This window comes from Psychrobacillus sp. NPDC096623 (assembly GCF_044762655.1).
In the GTDB taxonomy this organism is placed as follows: domain Bacteria; phylum Bacillota; class Bacilli; order Bacillales_A; family Planococcaceae; genus Psychrobacillus.
In genome coordinates, this window is sequence record NZ_JBIWER010000005.1 from 1 (window position 1) to 21,903 (window position 21,903).

The window sequence follows — 21,903 nt, forward strand, 5'->3', positions numbered from 1 at the left end:
CCAGCGTTCGTCCTGAGCCAGGATCAAACTCTCCATAATAGAGAACTTAAAAAGCTCATTTTCTTTTGCTGGCATCATCATTAAATGATGTCCAAATTGTTTTGCTATCAGATTAATCAAGTTAATCTTTCAAGCTATATTTCTTAACGTTTTGCATGTTCAGTTTTCAATGTTCATGTTGTTGAAGTCGTTTTGGCGACTTTATTAATATAACTTATTTCGGATTTGATGTCAAACATTTTTTTGAAGTTTTTCAAGTTGTTTGTATCTCGTTCCGAAGGACAAGTATTAATATACATCGTTTAAAAAAGAAAAGCAACCCCTTTTATAAAAAAACTTAAATAAATACTAAAATATTGTATTGCTTATCTCCTTCTATAAGGATTTACTTTACTCAATCAAAACACATCAGTCACTAACACTCTTAATAATTGGATCTATAAAATCATATTTAGATTCTGTTCAAGTTATAAAATATAAGTATAAGTAATAGAATCCAATTCAACTATATTAACAGTGGTTCTAAATTAATTAGTTCACTCTACAATAAGAATAAAACAACAAAGCTTTATTTTAACCACCTCTATCCTTATAATAATAGGAACAAAAATACCAATCTATGCTATTCCATAAATGAGGGCATTATAGTAGATCATGCAAAAAAGCCCATAACAAGATAAAAGAAATTGAGGAGGAATTTTTGATGGAATGGTTAAACTTTTTTAATGATTACAGTGAAATTATATTTAAATTAATTTTTGCAGCATTATTAAGTTTAATAATAGGTATAGAACGGGAACTAAAGAAGAAACCTATTGGATTGAAGACAAGTATAGTGATAGCTACATTCAGCTGTCTTTTAACCTACATATCCATAGAAGCTGCCTATAAAGCCGTCCACAATGATGCTATAAACATCACGATGGACCCTTTACGTTTAGCAGCACAAATAGTAAGTGGTATAGGCTTTCTCGGGGCGGGTGTTATATTACGCAAAGGAAATGATAATATCACTGGTTTAACAACCGCCGCTATGATTTGGGGAGCCGGTGGAATAGGAATAGCTGTTGGTGCAGGGTTTTATCTTGAGTCCGCTTTAAGCGTAATTATAGTAATAGTGGGAATTGAAGTAATTCCTCCACTGCTAACTAGAATAGGACCAAAACGATTAAGATCTAAGGAGTTATCACTTACTGTTTTGGTAGGAAATCCAGAAAGCATCCCCAAGGTATACGACTTTTTACAGGGAAGTGGTGTTTATATAGAAAGTATCCGCATTAAAGATATCATTTTAGACAATAATATCGTTAAACACGAAATTGAATTGAGATTATCTATTATTACCCAAAAAAATATAGTCGATTTTTACGCTATTATAAAGAAACAAAAATTTATCGAGTCGGTAGATGTAGAATCTATATAAAAGGAGTAGTTATATGGGAGATTTATTCAAATTATTAAAAAATGGTAACAAACCTTCTTTATTAGCTGCTATTGTAAATACAGTAATAGCATTATTAAAGGGTGGAGCATTTTTCTTTACAGGAAACGTGGCGATGTTTGCAGAAATGATGCACTCAATCGGAGATGCCGCAAACCAATTCTTTGTTTACATCGGTTCATCATTGTCTAAGAAAGCACCTACACCAAGATTTCCAAATGGCTTTGGGCGTCTAGTAAACCTCGTTTGTTTAGGCGCAGTAATTATCGTTGGTATTTTATCTTATGAGACTATTATAGAAGGTTGGCATCATATTCAACATCCAACGGAATCTTCTGGTGTGGCAATCACGCTAAGCGTACTAGCTATTGCTATTATATTAGAATTTGCTGTTCTGTATAAAGCAGGAAAAGAAATTTTACACGAGGTAGGCATTAAGGGGACTATGCTATCTCCTCTAACAACAAGTTTTGCTAACTTGAGTAGGGCGAAACCTGCAACAAAACTCGTTTTTATGGAGGATCTAGTAGCAACATCGGGAGGGATACTAGCCTTTGTTGCTGTTTTAATTTCTCATTTCATAGGTTTTTTACAAGCAGAGGGTATCGCTTCTATTATGATCGGTATTATGATGTTCTATGTAGTAGGTAAAGTATTCCTGGATAACGCTCGTGGAGCACTTGGGGAAACGGATGAACAAATGCTTGTACACATCGCACATCTAGTGTCTGAAAATGAACATGTAAAGGATATTCAAAAGCTAGAGGTTATTAAAGAAGGCGAATATTTACATGTAGAAATAATTATAGAGATTGATCCACAATATACCTTTGCTGAGGTGGACGATATTAGAGATAACATTAAAGAACTAATTTTAAGTCAGCAAGGCGTAACAGATATTACCATCTCATTCGATGAGGATGACGGTATTAGAACGTGGAAGCAACATAAGGATCAACGTACTGTCTTAAAAACACGTACCTAGAGTTATGAAAACACTTTTTTGAAAAATTTTAAATTAGAAAACCCCATGACGAACTCCGTCATGGGGTTTTCTGTATTCATATTGTTATAAACAAGCAGTAAGTATAGATTTTGTATCCTCTGCATTTAACTTGTTGAAATTACCGTAATTTCCATACACCATAGCTTTTTCTACCATAAGGTCGATTTTACTTTCATCTATATTATAATCCGCTAATTTGGACGGAGCATTTAATGACTTCCAAAATTGCTCTAAGCGGTCAATTCCTTCGTAAGCAACTTCTTCTGCTGATTTACCCTCAGCATCCACTTTAAAGACGTTCGTTGCAAGCTTAGCAAAACGCTGTGGGTTTACTTTTACATTATGACGCATCCATCTTGGGAAAACGATAGCTAGTCCTCCCCCGTGCGGAATGTCATATACTGCTGAAATTGCATGTTCTAAATTATGACTTGCCCAATCACCGTTGTAGCCCATTTGTAGGAATCCATTTAATCCTAACGTACCAGCAAATAGTATCGTTTCGCGGTGCTCATAGTTTGTTAAATCATTAATCAGTTTTGGACCAACTTCTATGACTGTACGTAGAGTTCCTTCTATTAATTGATCTTGGACTGGCGTGTTTGTTGCATTGTTGTAGTATTGCTCAAACATATGGGACATCATATCAACTATTCCATAAACTGTTTGATCTGGAGGAACTGTGAATGTGTTGACTGGATCCAATATAGAGAATTTTGGAAAAACTAAAGGACTTCCCCAGCCATATTTTTCAAGCGTTTCTTCATTAGTAATAACAGATCCTGAATTCATCTCAGAGCCAGTTGCTGCAAGAGTTAATATAGTTCCAAAAGGCAGTGCTTCTTGTGGAACTGCTTTGCGCGTAACAAAATCCCAAGGATCACCATCATATTTTGCTGCGGCAGCGATAAGTTTAGTGCAATCTATTACTGAACCTCCGCCGACTGCAAGTATTACGTCAATTCCTTCTTTTTTACAGATTTCTGCTCCTCTTTTAGCCGTTGATAGTCTTGGATTAGGCTCAACACCTGCTAGTTCAAAAACTTCCATTTCTGCATCTTTCAATTCGGTCATAACCGTATCGTACAAGCCATTTTTCTTGATACTTCCTCCACCATATACAACGAGAACTTTTTTACCGTAAGGAGCTAACTCCCCTTTAAGTTTGCTTATTTGATCTTTACCAAATATCAATTTCACTGGGTTATAAAACGAAAAAGCATTCATACAACATCCTCCTCTTTTCCTACTCATACTTTCTTAATAATAGAAAAACCACTTGTAAAATACAAGTGGTTTAACTTATCATTATTTACACCCAACCACGGAAACGTGATGCTTCTGCAGTTTTACGTACGCCGACCATATAAGCAGCTAGGCGCATATCAATATTTCGAGTTGTTGCAACTTCGTAAATATTTTCAAATGCTTCTACCATTTTCTTCACTAGTTTTTCATCTACTTCTTCCTCAGTCCAGTAATAACCTTGGTTATTTTGTACCCATTCAAAGTAAGAAACAGTTACTCCACCAGCACTTGCTAAAACGTCAGGAACTAATAGAATTCCTCTATCATAAAGGATTTTAGTACCTTCTGTTGTAGTAGGTCCATTTGCAGCTTCTACTACGATTGTTGCTCTAATATTATGAGCGTTTTCAGCTGTAATTTGGTTTTCAATAGCTGCTGGAACTAAAATATCACATTCTAATTCTAATAGCTCTTGGTTAGAAATAGTGTTTTCAAATAGAGTCGTTACTGTACCAAAGCTATCACGACGATCTAATAGATAGTCAATATCTAATCCGTTTGGATCGTGTAAAGCTCCGTAAGCATCGGAAATAGCAATAACTTTTGCACCTTGATCACTTAAAAACTTAGCTAGGAAGCTTCCTGCATTCCCAAAGCCTTGAATAACAACACGTGCACCTTGCATATCAATATTACGTTTTTTAGCGGCTTCGTTAATAATAATCGTAACACCTTGAGCAGTTGCACGGTCGCGTCCTTGTGAACCACCAAGTACAAGCGGTTTACCTGTAATGAAGCCTGGAGAGTTGAATTGGTCCATACGACTGTATTCATCCATCATCCATGCCATGATTTGAGCATTCGTAAATACGTCTGGTGCTGGAATGTCTTTTGTCGGTCCTACGATTTGCCCAACAGCACGTACATACCCACGGCTTAGACGTTCGATCTCTCCCATTGACATTTCACGTGGATCACAAATAACTCCACCTTTACCTCCACCATAAGGAAGGTCAACAATACCCGCTTTTAAAGTCATCCACATAGAAAGAGCTTTCATTTCATCTGGTGTTACACCTGGATGGAAACGAACTCCGCCTTTTGTAGGACCAACAGCGTCATTATGCTGTGAACGGTAACCAGTGAAAACTTTCACTGTGTTATCATCCATACGTACTGGAATACGAACTTCTAACATACGTAGTGGTTCTTTCAATAAGTCATACATTGCTTCGTCATAACCAAGTTTATTCAGAGCCTCTTTAATAACAGCCTGAGTTGAAGTGAACAGGTTTAAATTTTCAGCCATTTTATTTTTTCGCCTCTTTAGTTTTAATATTTCTTCGGAACCATTGTAACATATAATTGTTGATATTTCTTTATGAATTATTATTTAGTGAATACTTTTTGAATTCTTTCGATCGCCCAATCTAATTCTTCTTTTGAAATGATTAGAGGAGGAGCAAAACGAATAACAGTATCATGTGTTTCTTTACATAATAATCCTAATTCCTTTAATTCTTCACAGTATGGACGAGCTTCTTCTGTCAATTCCATACCGATAAATAATCCACGACCACGAATCTCTTTAATAGAAGGATGTTTGATATCTTTCAGCGCTTCCATGAAATAATTACCTAATTCCAAAGAGCGTTCGGCTAATTTTTCATCTACTAGAACGTCTAATGCAGCTAAAGAAACAGCACATGCCATCGGGTTACCACCAAATGTAGAACCGTGAGAACCTGGGTTAAATACGTTTAGAATTTCTTTATTTGCAACGATACATGAAATCGGGAATACTCCTCCACCTAATGCTTTTCCTAAAATGTACATGTCTGGTTCTACTTCTTCCCATTCACATGCGAACATTTTACCTGTACGACATAGTCCAGCTTGTATTTCATCCGCGATAAACAATACATTATTTTCACGACATAATTCTAGAGCAGCTTTCATGAAACCAACTGGTGGAATAATAATTCCAGCTTCTCCTTGGATTGGTTCGATTAAAAATGCTGCAGTGTTAGGTGTAATTGCAGCTTTTAGTGCTTCTAAGTCACCGTATGGTATTAATTTAATACCTGGTAGCATTGGTCCAAATCCACGTTTGTATTCAGGATCAGATGAAAGTGAAACCGCACCCATTGTACGACCGTGGAAGTTTCCATTACAAGCAATAATTTCTGCTTGATCTGCTTCTACGCCTTTTACATCATAAGCCCATCTACGAGCTGCTTTAAATGCAGTTTCCACAGCTTCAGCACCAGTATTCATCGGCAATACCATGTCTTTTCCTGTTAACTCACTAACTTTTTCATACCACGGTCCCAATTGGTCATTGTGGAATGCACGAGAAGTTAAAGTAACACGATCCGCTTGGTCCTTTAATGCTTGAATAATTTTCGGATGGCGGTGTCCTTGGTTTACTGCAGAATATGCTGAGAGCATATCCATGTATTTGTTGCCTTCCGGATCCTTTACCCATACTCCTTCAGCTTCTGATACTACTATTGGAAGTGGGTTATAATTGTTTGCACCAAATTTATTCGTTTGTTCAATCACTTTTGATGAAATAGTCATACGTGCATTACCCCTTTTATTTAAAGTGAAGGCAGACTTTAAACTAAGTCTGCCTTGAAAATATTAAAGCATTTCAGATGTTGTTTTTGCTTGCATATGAAGTTGGACGTAATCTGGTCCACCAGCTTTTGAATCTGTACCAGACATATTAAATCCACCGAATGGTTGGTATCCAACTATCGCACCAGTACATCCACGGTTGAAATATAAGTTACCAACGTGGAAATCTTCACGTGCTTTTTCTAGATTTAAACGGTTATTTGTAATTACCGCACCAGTTAATCCATATTCAGTATTGTTTGCAATATCTAATGCTTCGTCGAAATCTTTTGCTTTCGTAATACCAACAACTGGTCCAAAGATTTCTTCTTGCATAATACGTGCTGTAGGAGATAAGTCTGCAATGACAGTTGGTTGGATGAAGTATCCTTTAGAATCATCACCAGTACCACCAGTAACTAGACGACCTTCTTCTTTACCAATTTCGATATAATCCATGATTTTTTTAAATGAAGCTCCATCGATTACTGGACCAACGAAATGCTCATCATTATCAGGAATACCTACTGTTAGGGCGTTTGTTAACTCCTCAACGCGATTTAACACTGTTTCATAAACGTCTTCAACGATTACTGCACGTGAACATGCAGAACATTTTTGACCACTGAAACCAAATGCAGATTTCACAATTGATTGAGCAGCTAATTCTAAATCAGCTTCTTTATCAACTACAATTGTATCTTTTCCACCCATTTCAAGAATAGAACGTTTAATCCAAATTTGCCCTGGAGCTAATTTAGAAGATTTTTCTACGATTCCTAGACCAACATCACGTGAGCCAGTGAAACTAATTAGACGAGTGCGTGGGTGTTCAACCATGAAGTCCCCTATTTCTGCTCCGGAACCTGGAATGAAGTTAACTACTCCTGGAAGCATACCCGCTTCTTCTAATACCTCTACAAATTTATAAGAAACGACTGGAGTTGTAGAAGCTGGTTTCAAAAGTACAGTATTACCTGCTACCATAGCTGCAACTGTAGTACCAGCCATGATTGCAAATGGGAAGTTCCAAGGTGAAATTACAACAGCAACACCTAGTGGAATATAATTATATTGGTTATATTCACCAGGACGACTTTCTACAGCTGATCCATCTTTAATACGTAACATTTCACGACCATAATATTCTAAGAAGTCAATTCCTTCAGCCACTTCTACATCAGCCTCAACCCAAGTTTTTCCTGCTTCTCTTGATAATAGAGCAGTGAACTCGAATTTACGGCGACGTATAATTGCAGCAGCTTTGAAAAGTACGTCTGCACGAACTTCCGGTTTAACTTTTTTCCAAGTTTTGAATGTTTCATCAGCAATATCCATAGCTTTAGAAGCAATTTCTTGCGTTGCTTTAGAAACAGCACCAACTAATTCTTCTTTTTTTGCTGGATTATATGATTTTATTTTAGCTTCTGTAGTAATACGTTCCCCACCAACGATTAATGGGAAATCATTTCCTAGGTATGCGTCTACTACTTTGTATCCTTCTTGAATGGCTTTTTTATTTTCCTCTTTCGAAAAATCTGTGAATGGTTCGTGTTTGTAAGGTATCAAATGTATATCCTCCTTTGAGTAGTGTGCAAAAAATATTTGCAGTTTCTTTTAGTTTACATATATAATAATGCAAAAGATTGTTGCGTTTTTCAAGTAAAAAATTATAAAATGTGAAATATTTTTTTGAGGTGAGCAACTTGGACGAACAAATAAAAGATTTTCTACCCTTTTATAAATTTGCAGCAGAGCATGTAGCAGTAGGCATTCACGCTATTGACTTATCCGGCAAAACCATTATTTATAACGAAAAAATGAAAGAAATTGAAGGTCTAAATTTAACAGATGTTGTCGACCGATCTATCTTTGAACTTTTCCAATTTGAACAACAAGAAAGTACATTGCTAAAAGTTTTACATAGCGGAGAACCAGTTTTACGTGCTAAACAGACGTACTGGAATCGAAATGGACAAGAAATAACTACTATTAATGATACTTACCCTGTATTGCAAGATGAAAAACTTGTAGGGGCAGTCGAATTTTCTCGTGATATTACCGCTTTAGAACGTCTAATTTATCAGCCTTTAAAGCGTTACAATGAAGCAATCACCCTTTCTAGCATTACAGCAGTTTCGATGGAAATGCAGGAAGTATTAGAACGTTCGATCAAGGCTGCGCATGTACGTCTACCTGTCCTTTTAGTGGGAGAAGCTGGTACTGGCAAGGATTTAATAGCTGAAGGTATTCACAATCAGCTTTCGCCCGTAAATAAACAGTTTATCTCGCTCTATTGCCATAGCTCAGATAGTTTTTTAATCAGTAAATTTCAAAAAGAGCTTTCTGATATGTCGTACTGTACAATATTTTGTGAAAGAATTGATTTATTATCCCTTGAATTGCAAAATGAACTCTTGCAAATTCTTTCTGCAAATGAAGCAGGCCAAAATTTATATATTGCAAGTATTGGTGAGGATCCGGTAGACCTAATTTCTTCGAACAAATTGAGTAAGGAGTTATATTACTATTTTGCACAGGTAACAATAAGTATTCCGCCTTTACGGAAACGCACGGAGGATATCATTCCTTTTATGAATGATTACTTTAATCGTTATTTAAATCGCTATGGCTCCACTATTAAGGAGATTGATGAGGATGTAATCCAAGCTTTTTTGATGTATGAATGGCCAGGAAATCTTAAAGAATTGGAATTACTACTGGATGAAATTAGCTCAATGGTGACAACGGAGCAAGTATTAAAGTTTGATATGCTGCCTTTACACTTCAAGCTTAAAGTTCAGGATTTTAATGAGAACTCTAGTAAAGCAGAGGATTTTGTCATTACTTCCGATAAAGAATTACTTCCACTTGATGAATATTTGCGATCGGCAGAGATATATTATTTACAAAAAGCGTTAGATAAATTCGATGGCAATATTACAAAAGCTGCTGAAGCACTAGGTATGAGCAGACAAAATTTACAATATAGAATACGTAAGATGAAGAAGTAAAAACTATTGATCTCATGAAGCATATTAAATAGTGAAATCCGTTCAACGTTGATTTCTGCTCTAGTCAGAAATCAGCAGGATAAATGTTATCTATTAAAAAAACTGCAAAACTTACTATAAGAAAAAAGGAATTCTACAGTGACTTTCTTCACTGTAGAACTCCTTTTTATAGTGCCGATTTTTTAATCCAGTCAGCTAATTTTTCTTTTAATGTATTAAATCCTTCTTCATCATGTTCATCTACACGATCTTGAAGTGATTTCCGAGGTCTTTCATCACGTTTAGGTAGTGTTGGTTTTTCTTGGAGCTCTCTCATCGATAAGCTAATTTTCCCAGCCTCATCGTCAATCTCTAGAATTTTCACCTCTACCTTTTGCCCTACAGTTAAAAATTCCTCCACTTCTTTTACATAGCCGTATGTGATTTCCGAAATATGCACGAGGCCCTGTGTTTGCTCATCTAAGCCTACAAAGGCACCGTATGGCTGAATCCCTGTAACTTTACCCGTGACAACATCTCCCACCTTGTAATTTTGAGTCATAATCCCTTCCTACTTTCTTATATACGTTATAGTCATGTTAAATTATAACATAGGAGGAAGTATGACGGCAAAAATCACTGAGTTGGCATAAACGGTGGTCTCCAGCCATTGTCAGTTTGAATAAGCTGAAAGCCAATAACTTTTCCATCTCCAAAATTACGCGAATCGGGATGTAAAGTTAGGGTTACGAATCCTTCCTCATAAGAGGTTGCTTCAAATTCCATTTTTGTAAATTCAAGTCTAATGTCTTCTATATTTTGATGCTCTGCGCTCATATATTCATCTTTTGGTATCTGTATCCACTCTTCGTCTTTTAAATACAATGCATACTGTGTTTCATAGTCCTTAAGCTGGTTTGAGTAATAATACAACCCTACAATTTCCTCAGGTGTAGCCCCTTTTAATATAGTTTGATCATGCGTTCCAGCGAATAATTTATATAATCCATGGACTTTTTGGACAAAATTTTCGTCAACTAGAGTTGCATTACTTACAAAGTAATCCTCTACCCCTTGAATTCTCCAAACATCATCACTTTCTAGATAGAGAAGTAAATCGTAGCTAACTTGTTTTCCTTTTTCTTGCCCAATATAAGTCTTTAAATATTTTTCGTCTTGGATTAAATGGTCTTTATTAAAGTAAAGATTTTTAGAGCCCTCTCGTATAATATTTTGTAGAGTTGGATTCTCTAAGAAATCTTCTTTATCATGCTCTTTCTTAAAAGCACTACTCATCAACTCCCACATTACTTCACGGTTATTTTCACCGTCTGCATAATAATATAAGAGAATGATTTCTATCGGGCCAACTCCATGAAGTACTAATGGATCGTAGTTTCCGTTAAATTCTTTATATAATTCATGAACACCATACAAAGCATAGGGAGTTTCTAAACTTCTCTCTTCTCCATCCGGTAAAATAGAAAACCAATCTAATTTTGTTATTTCAAGCGTACCTTCTAAAGCCATATAGTAATAATCTCTAAGCCGCTCTATGTCTAACAGTTTATATGTTTCGTTATATTTCCAATCACTTGCATTCATAGATGCAACAACAGGCTTCATCAATGTAGCAATTGGAGATACACCAGGAATATTCACTAATGATTCCCATGATATTCGTGTATCCATATTAATCTCATTGTTTTCATTGAATATTTCGTTTATATCTGAAGGAAAAAGAATCGTCTCTGCAAGATCAAAGTAATAATTTTCAAATCGAGAATGCATCACTGTCTCTTCCATTGTATTTAATAGAGTGAATTCAATTTCTGCTAAATAGTAGCCTAGGACAGAAAAATCTTGTTCCTCCAGCAAATTAGCTATTCCATAACCAGGAATCGAACTATAAAGAGACAAATAGCGTGATTCATTTTCATCTAGAACTGAAAAGAGATCTCTTGTGAATAAGGCCCAATCAGGTACAATTTGAAATGCTGTCCCTTCTGCATTAACTGCCAACTTTAATCCTTGCTTAGGTAATACTTCGATCATATTTTCTATTTCTTCAGGCATATTATAACGATTTGCAATTAGAACATGCTCACTTAGTTTTCCATTGTGTTTCGCTGTTTTGATTACAGCTTCTTGTTCATTGAGCACATATTCATAATAATTAATTAGATGCTCTGATTTGGCTATAAAATCGTTAATAAAACCAATACTTTGACCTGCATCGAGTTTTCCTTTGTTAATCGTTTCTTCAACCATTTCAGATGGTAACTTTAGTCTTTCTATAGCAAATTGATATCCGTCTTTTATAGATATGTTGTCATTTTTCCCCTCCAAAGTCGCAGGACTTATTTGTGCAGCGAAAATAGTGTCTGCATTTTGAACAAATTCTATGGCAGCAAATTGGTCTTTATCCAATTGGAGCATCTGTTGACGTTTTAACCGTTCCTTTTCATATTGTTTTTCCAATTTCTTTATATCATCTTCACTATATGTTTGATCATTTGTCGTCCCTTCGTTAAAATCATTTAGAAAAGTTGTTCCCAAAATCCCAATGATAAACACACTCGCTATACTAACTGCCCACACAGTAATTTTTTGCCACTTGAATCCTTTATCTTTCCTTTCAATTGGAGCCATCGTATTTTCATCTTCTATCCTCCTTAGAATTTCATCAGTATCTACAGATGAAGGTAAACGATCATAGGATGATTTTAAAAGATTTAAGCGCTCTTCTAATTGTTTATCGTCCATGTTTAACTCCTCCATTCATTTGCAATGCTGATTTTAATAATGCTTTTGCTCTCATTAAACGTATTTTAATCGTCGATAACGGAATATTTAATACTTCTGCAATTTGTTCGTATGATAATTCATGGAAGTAAAACATTACTATAGGATGACGATATTTTTCGTCGAGTGTCTGAATGGCATCATGTAGTTCTCGGTCTTCTTCAAATATTAAAACTCGTTCTTCTGCTGATTTCGTCGTATAATTTAATCCACCTTCAAAATTTAACTTCTGTTCCTTCTCTTTTTCTTTTGTTTCTTTTCTGTAATAATCTCTTGCAGTATTTAAAGTGATTTTATATAACCACGTCGTAAATCGTTCTCGCTGAAATTGATGCAAAAATCGATAAAGCTTTACAAATACTTCTTGAGTGACATCTGGAATATCATTGACCCGAACGCCACACTGAAATGCAAATCTTTCAACTGTCCTATGATGTATGTGTATTAGTTCTGTATATGCTGCTTTGTCCCCCTGTTGTGCTCGTTCGATTAACTCAAGCTCTACCATATTCCTCCCTCTCTCTCTGTTGCTCTATTGATGATACGAAAGATTATTTTAGATTGTTTCAAATTTGCCTGCATTTTCTTTAAATCCCCGTAAAGAATAAGACAGTCCTATAAAATGGAGGGATTATCGTGTCAAACCGAGATCATTTTAGTTCTAAAATCGGATTTATATTAGCAGCAGCTGGAAGTGCAATTGGACTAGGTGCCATTTGGAAATTCCCATATATGGCAGGAACTAATGGAGGAAGTGTTTTTGTAATCTTGTTTATCCTCTGTACGCTACTTATTGGCCTCCCAATATTACTTGCTGAATTTATCATTGGAAGAAGAGGTCAAGCAGATGCAGTAACAGGCTTTAAAAAGCTTGCACCGGGGAAACCATGGTTTATAATCGGGTGGGCAGGTTTTGCCTTTTCTTTTATCATATTATCCTTCTATAGCGTTGTTGGTGGGTGGATTTTATCATATTTGTTCCGTTCCTTTACTTTTAGCTTAAGTGGGAGTCAAGAAACATTCTTTAATGACTTATTTAATACAGTAATTTCAAATCCCTGGGAGGTTGTAATTGCTCAAGCAACCTTCATCCTGCTAACGATTTGGATTGTATCGGGTGGGATTAAAGGAGGTATTGAGAAAGCAAGTAAGTGGATGATGCCGCTCTTGCTAATTTTCTTTGTCGTATTAACTATTCGCTCCCTAACACTAGACGGTGCTATCGAAGGTATCAAGTTTTTATTTGTACCGGATTGGTCCTATCTTACGTGGGAAACAGCTTTGCTTGCTTTAGGACAGGCTTTTTTTTCTTTAAGTGTAGGTATTTCTGGCATGATTACGTATGCGTCCTATTTGCCAAAAGAAACAAACTTAAGTACGTCGGCACTGAGTGTGTCTCTACTGAACATTGGAATATCCATTATGGCAGGACTCGTAATTTTCCCAGCTGTTTTTGCATTAGGTTTTTCACCCGATGCAGGACCTGGATTAGCTTTTATCATTATCCCAGCTGTATTTGATCAAATTATGTTCGGTCAATTTTTCCTAATATTATTTTTTATACTACTTTTGTTTGCAACACTTACCTCTTCGATCAGTATGTTAGAAATAGTTGTATCAATTGGCATTAAAACTAAATATGATAGAAGGAAAAGGGCTTCTTGGGTATATGGATTTCTTATATTCTTACTAGGAATTCCTAGTGCTTTGTCCTTTGGTATACTTTCAGATGTTCACATATTAGGTATGTCTGTCTTTGACTTTGCCGACTTCCTAACTAGTAGTATTGGTCTACCGTTAGGAGCATTATTTATATCCTTATTTGCGGGCTTTCATTTTTCTAAATCTATGCTCATCCAAGATCTTAAAGTGAATAATTTCCTTTTAAATTCTTGGTATATCATCGTACGTATTGCAGCTCCGATGGCAATAATAATCGTTTTTATCCAAGGTGCCATGAAGCTTGTATTGTAATAATTGTACTTTTTCTGACATTATTATCAAGGGTTCTAAAAAAAATTGTGTTATAATATAGTAATAATTAAGACAGGGGTGGATGGAATCATGAAACAAGATTTACATGTGCAATTACGTCAAATAAGAGAAGAACGTAATATAACATTAGAAACTTTGGCATTAAAAACAAGGATTGGTACAGGGAAGCTTGAAGCTTATGAGTCAGGGAAAGAAACGCCATCCGTACAAACAATCTTGAAATTATCCAATGCATTAGAAGTTCCAGCTTCAAATTTATTAGACGGTGTACAAGAAGCGTAATAATAAGAAAAAGCTTTCGGCATATAAACCGAAAGCTTTTTTCATTTATATAATACATTTCATTTCGTACTTTATCGCGATTAACTTGTAGGATATCTCTACACACTTCTCTAAAGGAATCCACTCTTCAAAAGAGTGTTCATAAATTTCCTGAATTCGCTTCGCCAATTCAGATGGATGGTCGATATTTTGCAAATATGCGACTACATCTGCCGTTTCTGTTTCATAGGCATGTTCTCCAATATGAAAAGGATCCCATTGTTGCAATGTCCAAACTGCTTTTCTATTCATTTCAATTGTGTCCATTTTACCTTCACCTATCCAGATTTATTAGATAGGGTTATAATAACATAATAAATACAAATTGAAAGGGGAAATTATGTTGTCTATCTTTTCTACTGTCTTTAATCGACGTAATACTAATTCTGCGAAATGGGATATGTTAGAGGAAATATATGCAATAACCGATGCCTCCGAAGTACTGCCTATGTGGGTAGCGGATATGGATTTTGCTATCCCCTCCGTTATTATTGATGCTTTACAAAAACGATTGGAACATCCAGTTTTCGGTTATGCAATTACACCAGAAGAAACAAAGTCAGCACTTACAAACTGGGTCGAAGATAAACATCAGCTAACGATAAAAAATGAGTGGATTTTGTTTCGCCAAGGAGTAATACCAGGAATAGTTGAAGTTATTGAAGCTTTTACGGAGGTTGGGGACAAAGTGCTTATACATACACCCGTGTATCCCCCATTTATGAGTGTACCTAAAAATTTAGACAGACAAGTAGTTACTAGCCAGTTAATAGAGAAAGATAATTCCTATGTAGTGGACTGGGAATCATTTGAAGAATGTTTAAGCAAGGATGTTAAAGTTTTCATCTTATGTAATCCACATAATCCAGGTGGAAAAGTATGGAGCAAGGACAACTTAACGAAAATGGCTGCACTCTGTCAGCAATATAATGTGTTAGTGTTATCCGATGAAATTCATTCGGATCTAATTTTTAAGCCAAATAAACATATTCCTATGCTAAGTGTAGCTGAGGATCCAAATAACATCATTACACTTATGGCTCCAACAAAAACATTTAATCTTGCAGGAATTCAAGCTGCAGCTATGATAGTACCAGATGAACAAAAGCGAAAAGAAATAGACAAGCTTGCGGTGAGTCGTGGATATATGGGTTTGAGTATATTTTCACTTACTGCTCTACAAACTGCCTATGAACAAGGTGCACCTTGGTTAGAGGAATTGTTAGAGGTATTGACTATAAATATGGACTACGTTGTTGAGCAACTATCAAAAATTGAGGGTATAAATGTTTCCAAACCAGAGGGTACCTATTTAGTTTGGATAGATTATCGTGGGACTGGCCTTTCTGAAAATGAAATAATGGATCGGCTTTTAACGGTAGGTAAACTTGCACTGGAGCCTGGGTCGAAGTACGGCCAAGGTGGGGATGGATTTCTGCGAATGAATGTAGCATGTCCACTTACAACTGTGGAAGATGGAGTGGCACGTTTCATTAAATCACTTCAATAGATATCATTAGACACAATAAAGTGGAGATTTATGACTGCCGTCATATTCTCCTCTTTTTATTTTTGAGCTAAAATGGAACATTCAACTAAAGTTACGTAAAAATTAGTCTTCTTTAGTGGGTTGACTTTCAGGTTTCCTACTTAGTTGGGCTTTTGAAGAGTTTAGTTGGAATTTTGATGCGTTCAGTTGGAATAGGTTATTTTTTCCAACGCACCAGAAATTACTTGTAAGAAATTCGAAATCTTCTTTTCTCTACACTTACTTGAAAACCGTAAAAAGACTTTCCAACACGGAAGGTTTTTTACGGTTTCTTGGTCACTCTGAAGTCTATTAATTAAGTTTATCTTTTTTTGCTTGCATAATTTTATCTTCTAACACTTTTGCTTTTTCTGCATCTTTTTTAGATTTTTTCTGTAACCATCTAAATACGAAAATACAAACAATTATTAAAACAGCCAATTCGATTACGACAGGTATATATTCCGACTTGTCTTCTGGAAAATACAAAAAAGCTAGTTGTAAAAACGAAAACATATATACACTCCTCTAATTATTTCTGAACAATTTCAATTGAATCTACTGTAATATCTACAACAGGTTTGTCGTTAGCGCCAGTTTCAACTGCTGCCATTTGGTCCACTATTTCCAAACCTTCAATCACTTGTCCAAATACTGTATGCTTTTGATCAAGATGCGGTGTTCCACCCATTTCTGCATAAGCTTCTGCAATTTCTTTAGGCCATCCACCATCGATCATTTGCTGTGCTGTTGCTGGAGGTTCAGCAGCTTGAACGATGAAAAATTGACTACCATTTGTATTTGGTCCTGCATTTGCCATGGAAAGAGCTCCTCTCAAGTTAAAGAGATTCATGGAAAACTCATCCTCAAATTCTGCCCCGTAAATACTTTCTCCACCCATACCAGTACCAGTTGGATCTCCACCTTGAATCATGAAGTCTTGAATAACTCGGTGGAAAATCAGCCCATCATAATATCCATTTTCTGCATGTGTTAAGAAATTCTCCACTGTTTTTGGTGCTAGTTCAGGGAATAATTTAATCTTAATTGGTCCCATTGATGTATTCATAGTAACTAAGGCTTCATTTGAGGCAACTTCTTTAGAAAGTTGTGGATACATAGTTATCTCTCCTTCTTGTTTAGTCTCTGTACTTACATTAGTTTCTTCTTTTTCTACTTCTTCCTTAGGCGCACTAGAATCTTTTGATCCACAGGCACTTAAGAAGAGAATAGTTGTTGCTATACCAAGTATTAACCATATCTTTTTCACGTATTAATCACCCCAAATTAGTTTACCATAACTACTACTCCGATTTCAGTGACAAAGTATCTAACTTTCTTCGACACACTAAATGTTCTATAATGATTATTAAACGGTTATGCAACCATAGAAAGAAGGGATTTCAGTGAGCGTACAAAAACGGAATTTTACGATCATGTGGTTTTCTAACTTTCTAGTTTCTGCCACGATGACGATGATCATGCCATTCTTGTCTTTATATATAAATACGATGGGTGAATTCTCTGAAGCATATGTTCAAAAGTGGTCAGGACTTGTATTTGGTGCTACATTTGTATCCGCATTTCTAATGTCACCAATATGGGGAAGAATCGCAGATAAATATGGATATAAACCAATTTTAATCATTAACGGATTTGGGATTGCGATTAGTGTTTTGCTAATGGGGTTTGTCAATTCTGTAGAAGCCTTCTTTGTCCTTCGTTTATTTATGGGAATCGTTACTGGATTTATCCCTACCTCTTTAGCCTTTATAAGCTCTCAAACTCCAAAGAATATTGCCGGTAAAACAATGGGAACTCTACAGATGGGTAGTGTTTCTGGGACATTATTTGGTCCAATTATCGGCGGATTTCTAGCAGATACATTCGGTTTCCAATATACATTCATTATTACAGCAACAGCAGTTTCAATTGCTGCTTTAATGGTACTCTTTGGTATCCATGAAATTCGCAAAGAGAAGAAAGCAGGCGATCATGAATATTCAAGAAAAACAGTGATTTCTAGTATTTTTCATCACCGTTTAATTTTAAATGTTCTTATGATTACATCATTGATACAAATTGGTTTGTTTAGTATTCAGCCTCTTTTGTCCTTATATGTTTCTCAATTAACAAATTCTAAAGAAGTTGCACTTCTTGCGGGTATTACCTTTAGTGCGACTGGAGTCGGAAGTCTCTTGTTTGCTAGGATTTGGGGTAAGCTCGGAGATTCGCATGGATATGAAAAAATATTATCCTTCCTTCTAATTCTTGCTTTCATATTTATCGTTCCGCAAGCATTCGTAACAGACCTTTGGCAACTCGTAATTCTACGTTTCTTATTTGGCATTGCCTCAGGCGGGCTAATACCTATTACGACTGCTTTAATACGTAGAGAGGCTCCGATAGAGGTTCAAGGAGAACTCATGGGTTATAACACTAGCTTCCGCTTTTTAGGCAATATTATCGGACCAATGTTCGGAGGCTTTATAAGTGGATTTATCGGTATATCATCCGTCTTTTTCGTTACAGCGACATTATTCTTAATCGCATTTGTGATTATATACTTTGCTAGAAAGAAACCTCGGATAGATTTTGAGGATGTATTAATAGAAGAAGAAATGCATGCAAAATTATCATGAAGATAGCACACTTTCCATAAGGAAAGTGTGCTATTCTTTTTATTAGATTATAGGAATTGGAGTGCAACTAACTCATGCGTCAGGCAATCGGATATATGTTCGTTTTTCTTTGCTTTCCACTCATTTGGATTTTATATTCATTTATCCATAGTGAGATATTAGTAGCCTCAGAATTTAAAGAGGATTTGAAAGAGGCTATCCCACTTAACACACCTGTTATTACATCGCCAATTGTTCTTTTAGACAAAGATAATCGCATATTCTCGGAAGATTACGTAGAGTGGCGAGATCCATTAGCTCTAGATTCTATCCCTCTTTTCGTTCAAGAAGTACTTATACAAAGCGAGGATGCAGAGTTTTATAATCATATTGGCTTTAATTTTAGTGCAATTTTCCGTGCTGTTTTTGCTAATGCAGCAGCCAATGCAAGTGACCAGGGTGCAAGTACAATCACTCAGCAATTAGTGAGACTTCGCTACTTATCAACGGAAAAAACATATGAACGGAAAGTGACAGAACTGGTCTATGCTTATGAGATGGAAAAACAATCAAGTAAAGAGGAAATACTAGAAAACTATTTAAACGAAATTTACTTCAGCAATCAGGTTTATGGTATTGGAGCTGCGGCAACCTATTATTTTGGAAAGCCATTAAGTGAGTTAACGGAAGCACAGCAAGTCTTTATAAGCGCTATTCCAAATAACCCGTCCCTATATAATCCATTGGAAAATTTTGAAGCAACTAAAAAGCGGCAGGAATTGTTAATCGATATTTTAGTAAAAAATGATAAAATTTCCTCAGAGCATGGGAATACATTAAAAAATGAGCCCATTGTTCTTCAAACAAAAACAAAAACTCAGTTATACCCTGTTTATAGTACGTATGTGTTTGACGAACTAAAATCATTAATCAGTGCTAGCGAGGGATTTCAAGAGAAAATTGAATCAGCTTCTAATGAGCAGCAGGCAATGCTTTTCAAAAATGAATTACAAACCCGTGTGAATCAAGTAATTTCCCAGGGACTAACTATTCATACTGCTTTGGATCCACAGAAACAAAAGGAAGATGTTGTTTATATTGATAGGCTTCTAGACAAAACAAAAGATTTACAAGCTGCTTCTGTAGTGATTAATAATGAGACAAGAGAAATTGTTAGCATGTTCGGTGGAAAGGATTATCGTAAATTTGATTTTAATCGGGCAAATCAAGCAGTTCGACAACCTGGTTCTGCTTTAAAACCCTTACTTGTATATGGTCCAGTTTTTGAAACAACTTCTTTAACTCCAAACAATGAGATCAGTGGAGGAAAATTATGTATCTCACATTATTGTCCTCAAAATTATGGTGGAGCTATATACGGTGACGTTTCACTTAAACAGGCTTTTCGTTTTAGTCACAACACTCCTGCAGTGCGACTATTGCAAAATGTTGGGATTGGAGAGGCCTTTGCGAAATTAGAGCAATTCCGATTTGAACATTTGGTAGCAGAAGATCATACCTTTCCTGCTGCTCTCGGAGGTTTAACAAATGGAGTAACCGTACTTGAAATGGCGGATGCTTATACAGGTTTTATCGATGGAATGTACAAGCCTACTCATGCTATTCGGAAAGTTACCAACAAGCATGGTGAAATTCTGTATGAGTGGAAAGAGGAAAAGGTGGAAGTATGGTCACCTAAAACTATTACTATAATGAGAGATTTGTTAGCAGATGTTGTAGTAAACGGAACTGGAAAAGGGGTACATGTTAACTCCGCTTATGTCGGGGCTAAAACAGGTACGACGAATGACTATCATGATTACTGGGTTACGGGACTTACAGAAACATATACATCCGCAGTGTGGATTGGCTATGATATGCCACATAATATGAAGCTAATAGAATCTAAAAAGATTCACCATAAAATATTTAATAAAATAATGAACTGAGAAAAACCGGGTGTTCCCGAATGATTTTAAATAAAAAGCTGGCCGTGACTGATGTCACGATCAGCTTTTCTTTTCTAGTATAGGCTCTGTAACTTATTTATTAAACAGTTTCTATTATTTTTTGAATAACAGACTGTATATCATCTGAATCCTTAATAACAAATAAATAATCAGCTTCCTCTTCATTTGGTGCTACTATATCACCTGTATCCGTCTCTTCCAGCTGCCTAGAGAGTACTTCGTCAAAAGTAGAAGCAACTCTTAAAATCGACGTACTACGCTCACTATTCGTAATTCTCTCTTTCAAAATATAATCGGGAATTTCAAAATTTACGAGGATACAAGTAAACCCTTTGTTTTGATAATAATCTATTAGTTTCATTCGACCTCTGCGGTTACGATTTGAATTGCAAAGAATAACATGACAATTGGTCTCATGTACTGCATGATGTACAATCGTTTGTGTAATTGCATATTTTATCGTGTTACTCCCCTGCTTCGGTAATAAAGATTGGTAATAAGTATGAAGGAACTCAGCATGATTATCCTGATCAATTACAACTGAGTTCGTAAGCTCTTTTTCTAATGCTCTGGCAAAAGTCGTTTTTCCACTATGCGTCTTTCCGACCGTCATAATTACTAACCTCTTCATTAGACAACTCCATTCAAAATTTTGGGACTAATCTTCACTTTTAGCAGTAGCACAAAAAAGAGTATTTTAATAAAAAAATATTTTTACAGTTCTAATACCCCTAAATCTAAGTCATCTGGTGAATTTCGTTGATTGAAGCCGTCTCGTGGAAAGCCTACATCTATAGAAAGGGGAGACTTGCAACAATCCCATTGTACAATTTAATAATTATATAAATAACTAGTGCTAGAAAAAGACTCCAGACGATGATTTCAAACATCACTAATCCTAAAGTACCGACAAGACTCATCGAACTGCTTAATTTATAAACAACATAAACAAAATAGATAAACGTAGTTAACAAAAAGATAATAAGCAATAGTTGAATCGATTGAAATCCAACTGCTGAAATAATAGACCCAACAAAAAAGATAACAAAGCCGCCACGGGCCTGTGCCATCGTTTTTCCTTCATAATCCTTCGAGAAGAATAACATACCTATTTCATGTATTGTCTCAGCAATTAATTTCAATGCAGAAAAAACCATAAAGTAGATTAATGCCAATATAATTAATAAAAATAGTTTTAGTTCTACATCTGAAAGAAATTCTCTCATTCCACTATATACACCAATTACTTTAAATAGCTCTATTACTTTATTCATCGTAAAAAGTGCGAATGATAAACTGAATAATACGATTGTTATTAATGGTAAAAAGCCAAACACATAAGGGTTCTTCATA

At 35.7% G+C, this 21,903-nt stretch carries 20 protein-coding genes; 8 read left to right on the forward strand and 12 right to left on the reverse strand.

The genetic code is table 11. The features are described from left to right. Positions 1–703: 703 nt before the first annotated feature. Both ACIQX2_RS13640 and ACIQX2_RS13645 read left to right on the forward strand, forming a co-directional pair. Entirely contained in the window at positions 704–1,423 is a 720-nt protein-coding gene (locus tag ACIQX2_RS13640; protein WP_402851361.1) for an MgtC/SapB family protein, read from the forward strand. A 13-nt stretch (positions 1,424–1,436) separates the two neighbouring features. Beyond that, positions 1,437–2,426, forward strand: a complete 990-nt coding sequence (locus ACIQX2_RS13645; RefSeq protein WP_402851364.1) for a cation diffusion facilitator family transporter — start codon at positions 1,437–1,439, stop codon at positions 2,424–2,426. An 84-nt stretch (positions 2,427–2,510) separates the two neighbouring features. Here ACIQX2_RS13645 and ACIQX2_RS13650 read toward each other — a convergent pair whose 3' ends face one another. From ACIQX2_RS13650 to pruA, 4 genes are all read right to left on the reverse strand, one after another. Then, on the reverse strand, positions 2,511–3,674 hold the full coding sequence (locus ACIQX2_RS13650; protein WP_402851367.1) for an iron-containing alcohol dehydrogenase: 1,164 nt from the start codon (positions 3,672–3,674) through the stop codon (positions 2,511–2,513). Between the two features lie 85 nt (positions 3,675–3,759). Continuing rightward, a complete protein-coding gene (locus tag ACIQX2_RS13655) occupies positions 3,760–5,004 on the reverse strand; it encodes a Glu/Leu/Phe/Val family dehydrogenase (protein WP_402851370.1) in 1,245 nt (414 codons plus the stop codon). A gap of 80 nt (positions 5,005–5,084) precedes the next feature. Then, entirely contained in the window at positions 5,085–6,278 is a 1,194-nt protein-coding gene (locus tag ACIQX2_RS13660) for an ornithine--oxo-acid transaminase (protein ID WP_402851373.1), read from the reverse strand. Positions 6,279–6,341: 63 nt separating this feature from the next. Next, positions 6,342–7,886 carry an L-glutamate gamma-semialdehyde dehydrogenase gene (gene pruA / locus ACIQX2_RS13665; protein WP_402851376.1) on the reverse strand — a complete coding sequence of 515 codons (1,545 nt, stop codon included), beginning with the start codon at positions 7,884–7,886 and terminating at the stop codon, positions 6,342–6,344. 137 nt (positions 7,887–8,023) lie between these two features. Here pruA and ACIQX2_RS13670 point away from each other — a divergent pair, with 137 nt between their 5' ends. After that, positions 8,024–9,331, forward strand: coding sequence for an AAA-type ATPase lid domain-containing protein (locus ACIQX2_RS13670; RefSeq protein ID WP_402851379.1), 1,308 nt, complete (start codon positions 8,024–8,026; stop codon positions 9,329–9,331). Positions 9,332–9,497: 166 nt separating this feature from the next. On the opposite strand, the gene yugI is transcribed toward ACIQX2_RS13670, so the two are convergent. The 3 genes from yugI to ACIQX2_RS13685 form a co-directional block, all read right to left on the reverse strand. Then, positions 9,498–9,872, reverse strand: a complete 375-nt coding sequence (gene yugI / locus ACIQX2_RS13675; RefSeq protein WP_402851382.1) for a S1 domain-containing post-transcriptional regulator GSP13 — start codon at positions 9,870–9,872, stop codon at positions 9,498–9,500. A 74-nt stretch (positions 9,873–9,946) separates the two neighbouring features. Then, positions 9,947–12,076 (reverse strand): hypothetical protein, encoded by a 2,130-nt coding sequence (locus tag ACIQX2_RS13680; RefSeq protein ID WP_402851385.1) that lies wholly within the window; start codon positions 12,074–12,076, stop codon positions 9,947–9,949. Then, on the reverse strand, positions 12,066–12,623 hold the full coding sequence (locus ACIQX2_RS13685; protein ID WP_402851387.1) for an RNA polymerase sigma factor: 558 nt from the start codon (positions 12,621–12,623) through the stop codon (positions 12,066–12,068). Before ACIQX2_RS13685 ends, ACIQX2_RS13680 begins: the two co-directional genes overlap by 11 nt. A gap of 128 nt (positions 12,624–12,751) precedes the next feature. On the opposite strand from ACIQX2_RS13685, the gene ACIQX2_RS13690 reads away from it, so the two are divergent. Continuing rightward, on the forward strand, positions 12,752–14,089 hold the full coding sequence (locus tag ACIQX2_RS13690) for a sodium-dependent transporter (RefSeq protein WP_402851389.1): 1,338 nt from the start codon (positions 12,752–12,754) through the stop codon (positions 14,087–14,089). 90 nt (positions 14,090–14,179) lie between these two features. Next, positions 14,180–14,392, forward strand: a complete 213-nt coding sequence (locus ACIQX2_RS13695) for a helix-turn-helix domain-containing protein (protein WP_402851392.1) — start codon at positions 14,180–14,182, stop codon at positions 14,390–14,392. A 45-nt stretch (positions 14,393–14,437) separates the two neighbouring features. Here the strand turns inward: ACIQX2_RS13695 and ACIQX2_RS13700 are convergent, their stop codons facing one another. Then, complete coding sequence (locus ACIQX2_RS13700; protein WP_402851395.1) at positions 14,438–14,698, reverse strand: DUF1871 family protein; 261 nt, start codon at positions 14,696–14,698, stop codon at positions 14,438–14,440. A gap of 73 nt (positions 14,699–14,771) precedes the next feature. Here ACIQX2_RS13700 and ACIQX2_RS13705 point away from each other — a divergent pair, with 73 nt between their 5' ends. Further along, complete coding sequence (locus tag ACIQX2_RS13705; RefSeq protein ID WP_402851398.1) at positions 14,772–15,941, forward strand: MalY/PatB family protein; 1,170 nt, start codon at positions 14,772–14,774, stop codon at positions 15,939–15,941. A 330-nt stretch (positions 15,942–16,271) separates the two neighbouring features. Here ACIQX2_RS13705 and ACIQX2_RS13710 read toward each other — a convergent pair whose 3' ends face one another. Together ACIQX2_RS13710 and ACIQX2_RS13715 are read right to left on the reverse strand one after the other, a co-directional pair. Next, complete coding sequence (locus tag ACIQX2_RS13710; RefSeq protein WP_402851401.1) at positions 16,272–16,475, reverse strand: hypothetical protein; 204 nt, start codon at positions 16,473–16,475, stop codon at positions 16,272–16,274. Positions 16,476–16,491: 16 nt separating this feature from the next. Continuing rightward, entirely contained in the window at positions 16,492–17,085 is a 594-nt protein-coding gene (locus ACIQX2_RS13715) for a peptidylprolyl isomerase (protein WP_402852137.1), read from the reverse strand. A gap of 280 nt (positions 17,086–17,365) precedes the next feature. On the opposite strand from ACIQX2_RS13715, the gene ACIQX2_RS13720 reads away from it, so the two are divergent. Together ACIQX2_RS13720 and ACIQX2_RS13725 are read left to right on the forward strand one after the other, a co-directional pair. Further along, entirely contained in the window at positions 17,366–18,601 is a 1,236-nt protein-coding gene (locus ACIQX2_RS13720; protein ID WP_402851404.1) for an MFS transporter, read from the forward strand. A 74-nt stretch (positions 18,602–18,675) separates the two neighbouring features. Next, entirely contained in the window at positions 18,676–20,529 is a 1,854-nt protein-coding gene (locus ACIQX2_RS13725; RefSeq protein ID WP_402851407.1) for a transglycosylase domain-containing protein, read from the forward strand. A gap of 100 nt (positions 20,530–20,629) precedes the next feature. Here the strand turns inward: ACIQX2_RS13725 and ACIQX2_RS13730 are convergent, their stop codons facing one another. Together ACIQX2_RS13730 and ACIQX2_RS13735 are read right to left on the reverse strand one after the other, a co-directional pair. Next, entirely contained in the window at positions 20,630–21,181 is a 552-nt protein-coding gene (locus ACIQX2_RS13730; protein ID WP_402851410.1) for an AAA family ATPase, read from the reverse strand. A 160-nt stretch (positions 21,182–21,341) separates the two neighbouring features. After that, positions 21,342–21,902: a DUF5366 family protein gene (locus tag ACIQX2_RS13735; protein WP_402851413.1), complete on the reverse strand. Its 561-nt coding sequence runs from the start codon at positions 21,900–21,902 to the stop codon at positions 21,342–21,344. Position 21,903: the final 1 nt, after the last annotated feature.

What these genes read in the sequence shown, in the direction of transcription:
- ACIQX2_RS13640 (WP_402851361.1), top strand. Translation starts at nt 704, where the DNA reads ATGGAATGGTTAAACTTTTTTAATGATTACAGTGAAATTATATTTAAA.
- ACIQX2_RS13645 (WP_402851364.1), top strand. Translation starts at nt 1,437, where the DNA reads ATGGGAGATTTATTCAAATTATTAAAAAATGGTAACAAACCTTCTTTA.
- ACIQX2_RS13650 (WP_402851367.1), bottom strand. Translation starts at nt 3,674, where the DNA reads ATGAATGCTTTTTCGTTTTATAACCCAGTGAAATTGATATTTGGTAAA.
- ACIQX2_RS13655 (WP_402851370.1), bottom strand. Translation starts at nt 5,004, where the DNA reads ATGGCTGAAAATTTAAACCTGTTCACTTCAACTCAGGCTGTTATTAAA.
- ACIQX2_RS13660 (WP_402851373.1), bottom strand. Translation starts at nt 6,278, where the DNA reads ATGACTATTTCATCAAAAGTGATTGAACAAACGAATAAATTTGGTGCA.
- yugI (WP_402851382.1), bottom strand. Translation starts at nt 9,872, where the DNA reads ATGACTCAAAATTACAAGGTGGGAGATGTTGTCACGGGTAAAGTTACA.
- ACIQX2_RS13680 (WP_402851385.1), bottom strand. Translation starts at nt 12,076, where the DNA reads ATGGACGATAAACAATTAGAAGAGCGCTTAAATCTTTTAAAATCATCC.
- ACIQX2_RS13685 (WP_402851387.1), bottom strand. Translation starts at nt 12,623, where the DNA reads ATGGTAGAGCTTGAGTTAATCGAACGAGCACAACAGGGGGACAAAGCA.
- ACIQX2_RS13695 (WP_402851392.1), top strand. Translation starts at nt 14,180, where the DNA reads ATGAAACAAGATTTACATGTGCAATTACGTCAAATAAGAGAAGAACGT.
- ACIQX2_RS13700 (WP_402851395.1), bottom strand. Translation starts at nt 14,698, where the DNA reads ATGGACACAATTGAAATGAATAGAAAAGCAGTTTGGACATTGCAACAA.
- ACIQX2_RS13705 (WP_402851398.1), top strand. Translation starts at nt 14,772, where the DNA reads ATGTTGTCTATCTTTTCTACTGTCTTTAATCGACGTAATACTAATTCT.
- ACIQX2_RS13710 (WP_402851401.1), bottom strand. Translation starts at nt 16,475, where the DNA reads ATGTTTTCGTTTTTACAACTAGCTTTTTTGTATTTTCCAGAAGACAAG.
- ACIQX2_RS13725 (WP_402851407.1), top strand. Translation starts at nt 18,676, where the DNA reads ATGCGTCAGGCAATCGGATATATGTTCGTTTTTCTTTGCTTTCCACTC.
- ACIQX2_RS13730 (WP_402851410.1), bottom strand. Translation starts at nt 21,181, where the DNA reads ATGAAGAGGTTAGTAATTATGACGGTCGGAAAGACGCATAGTGGAAAA.
- ACIQX2_RS13735 (WP_402851413.1), bottom strand. Translation starts at nt 21,902, where the DNA reads ATGAAGAACCCTTATGTGTTTGGCTTTTTACCATTAATAACAATCGTA.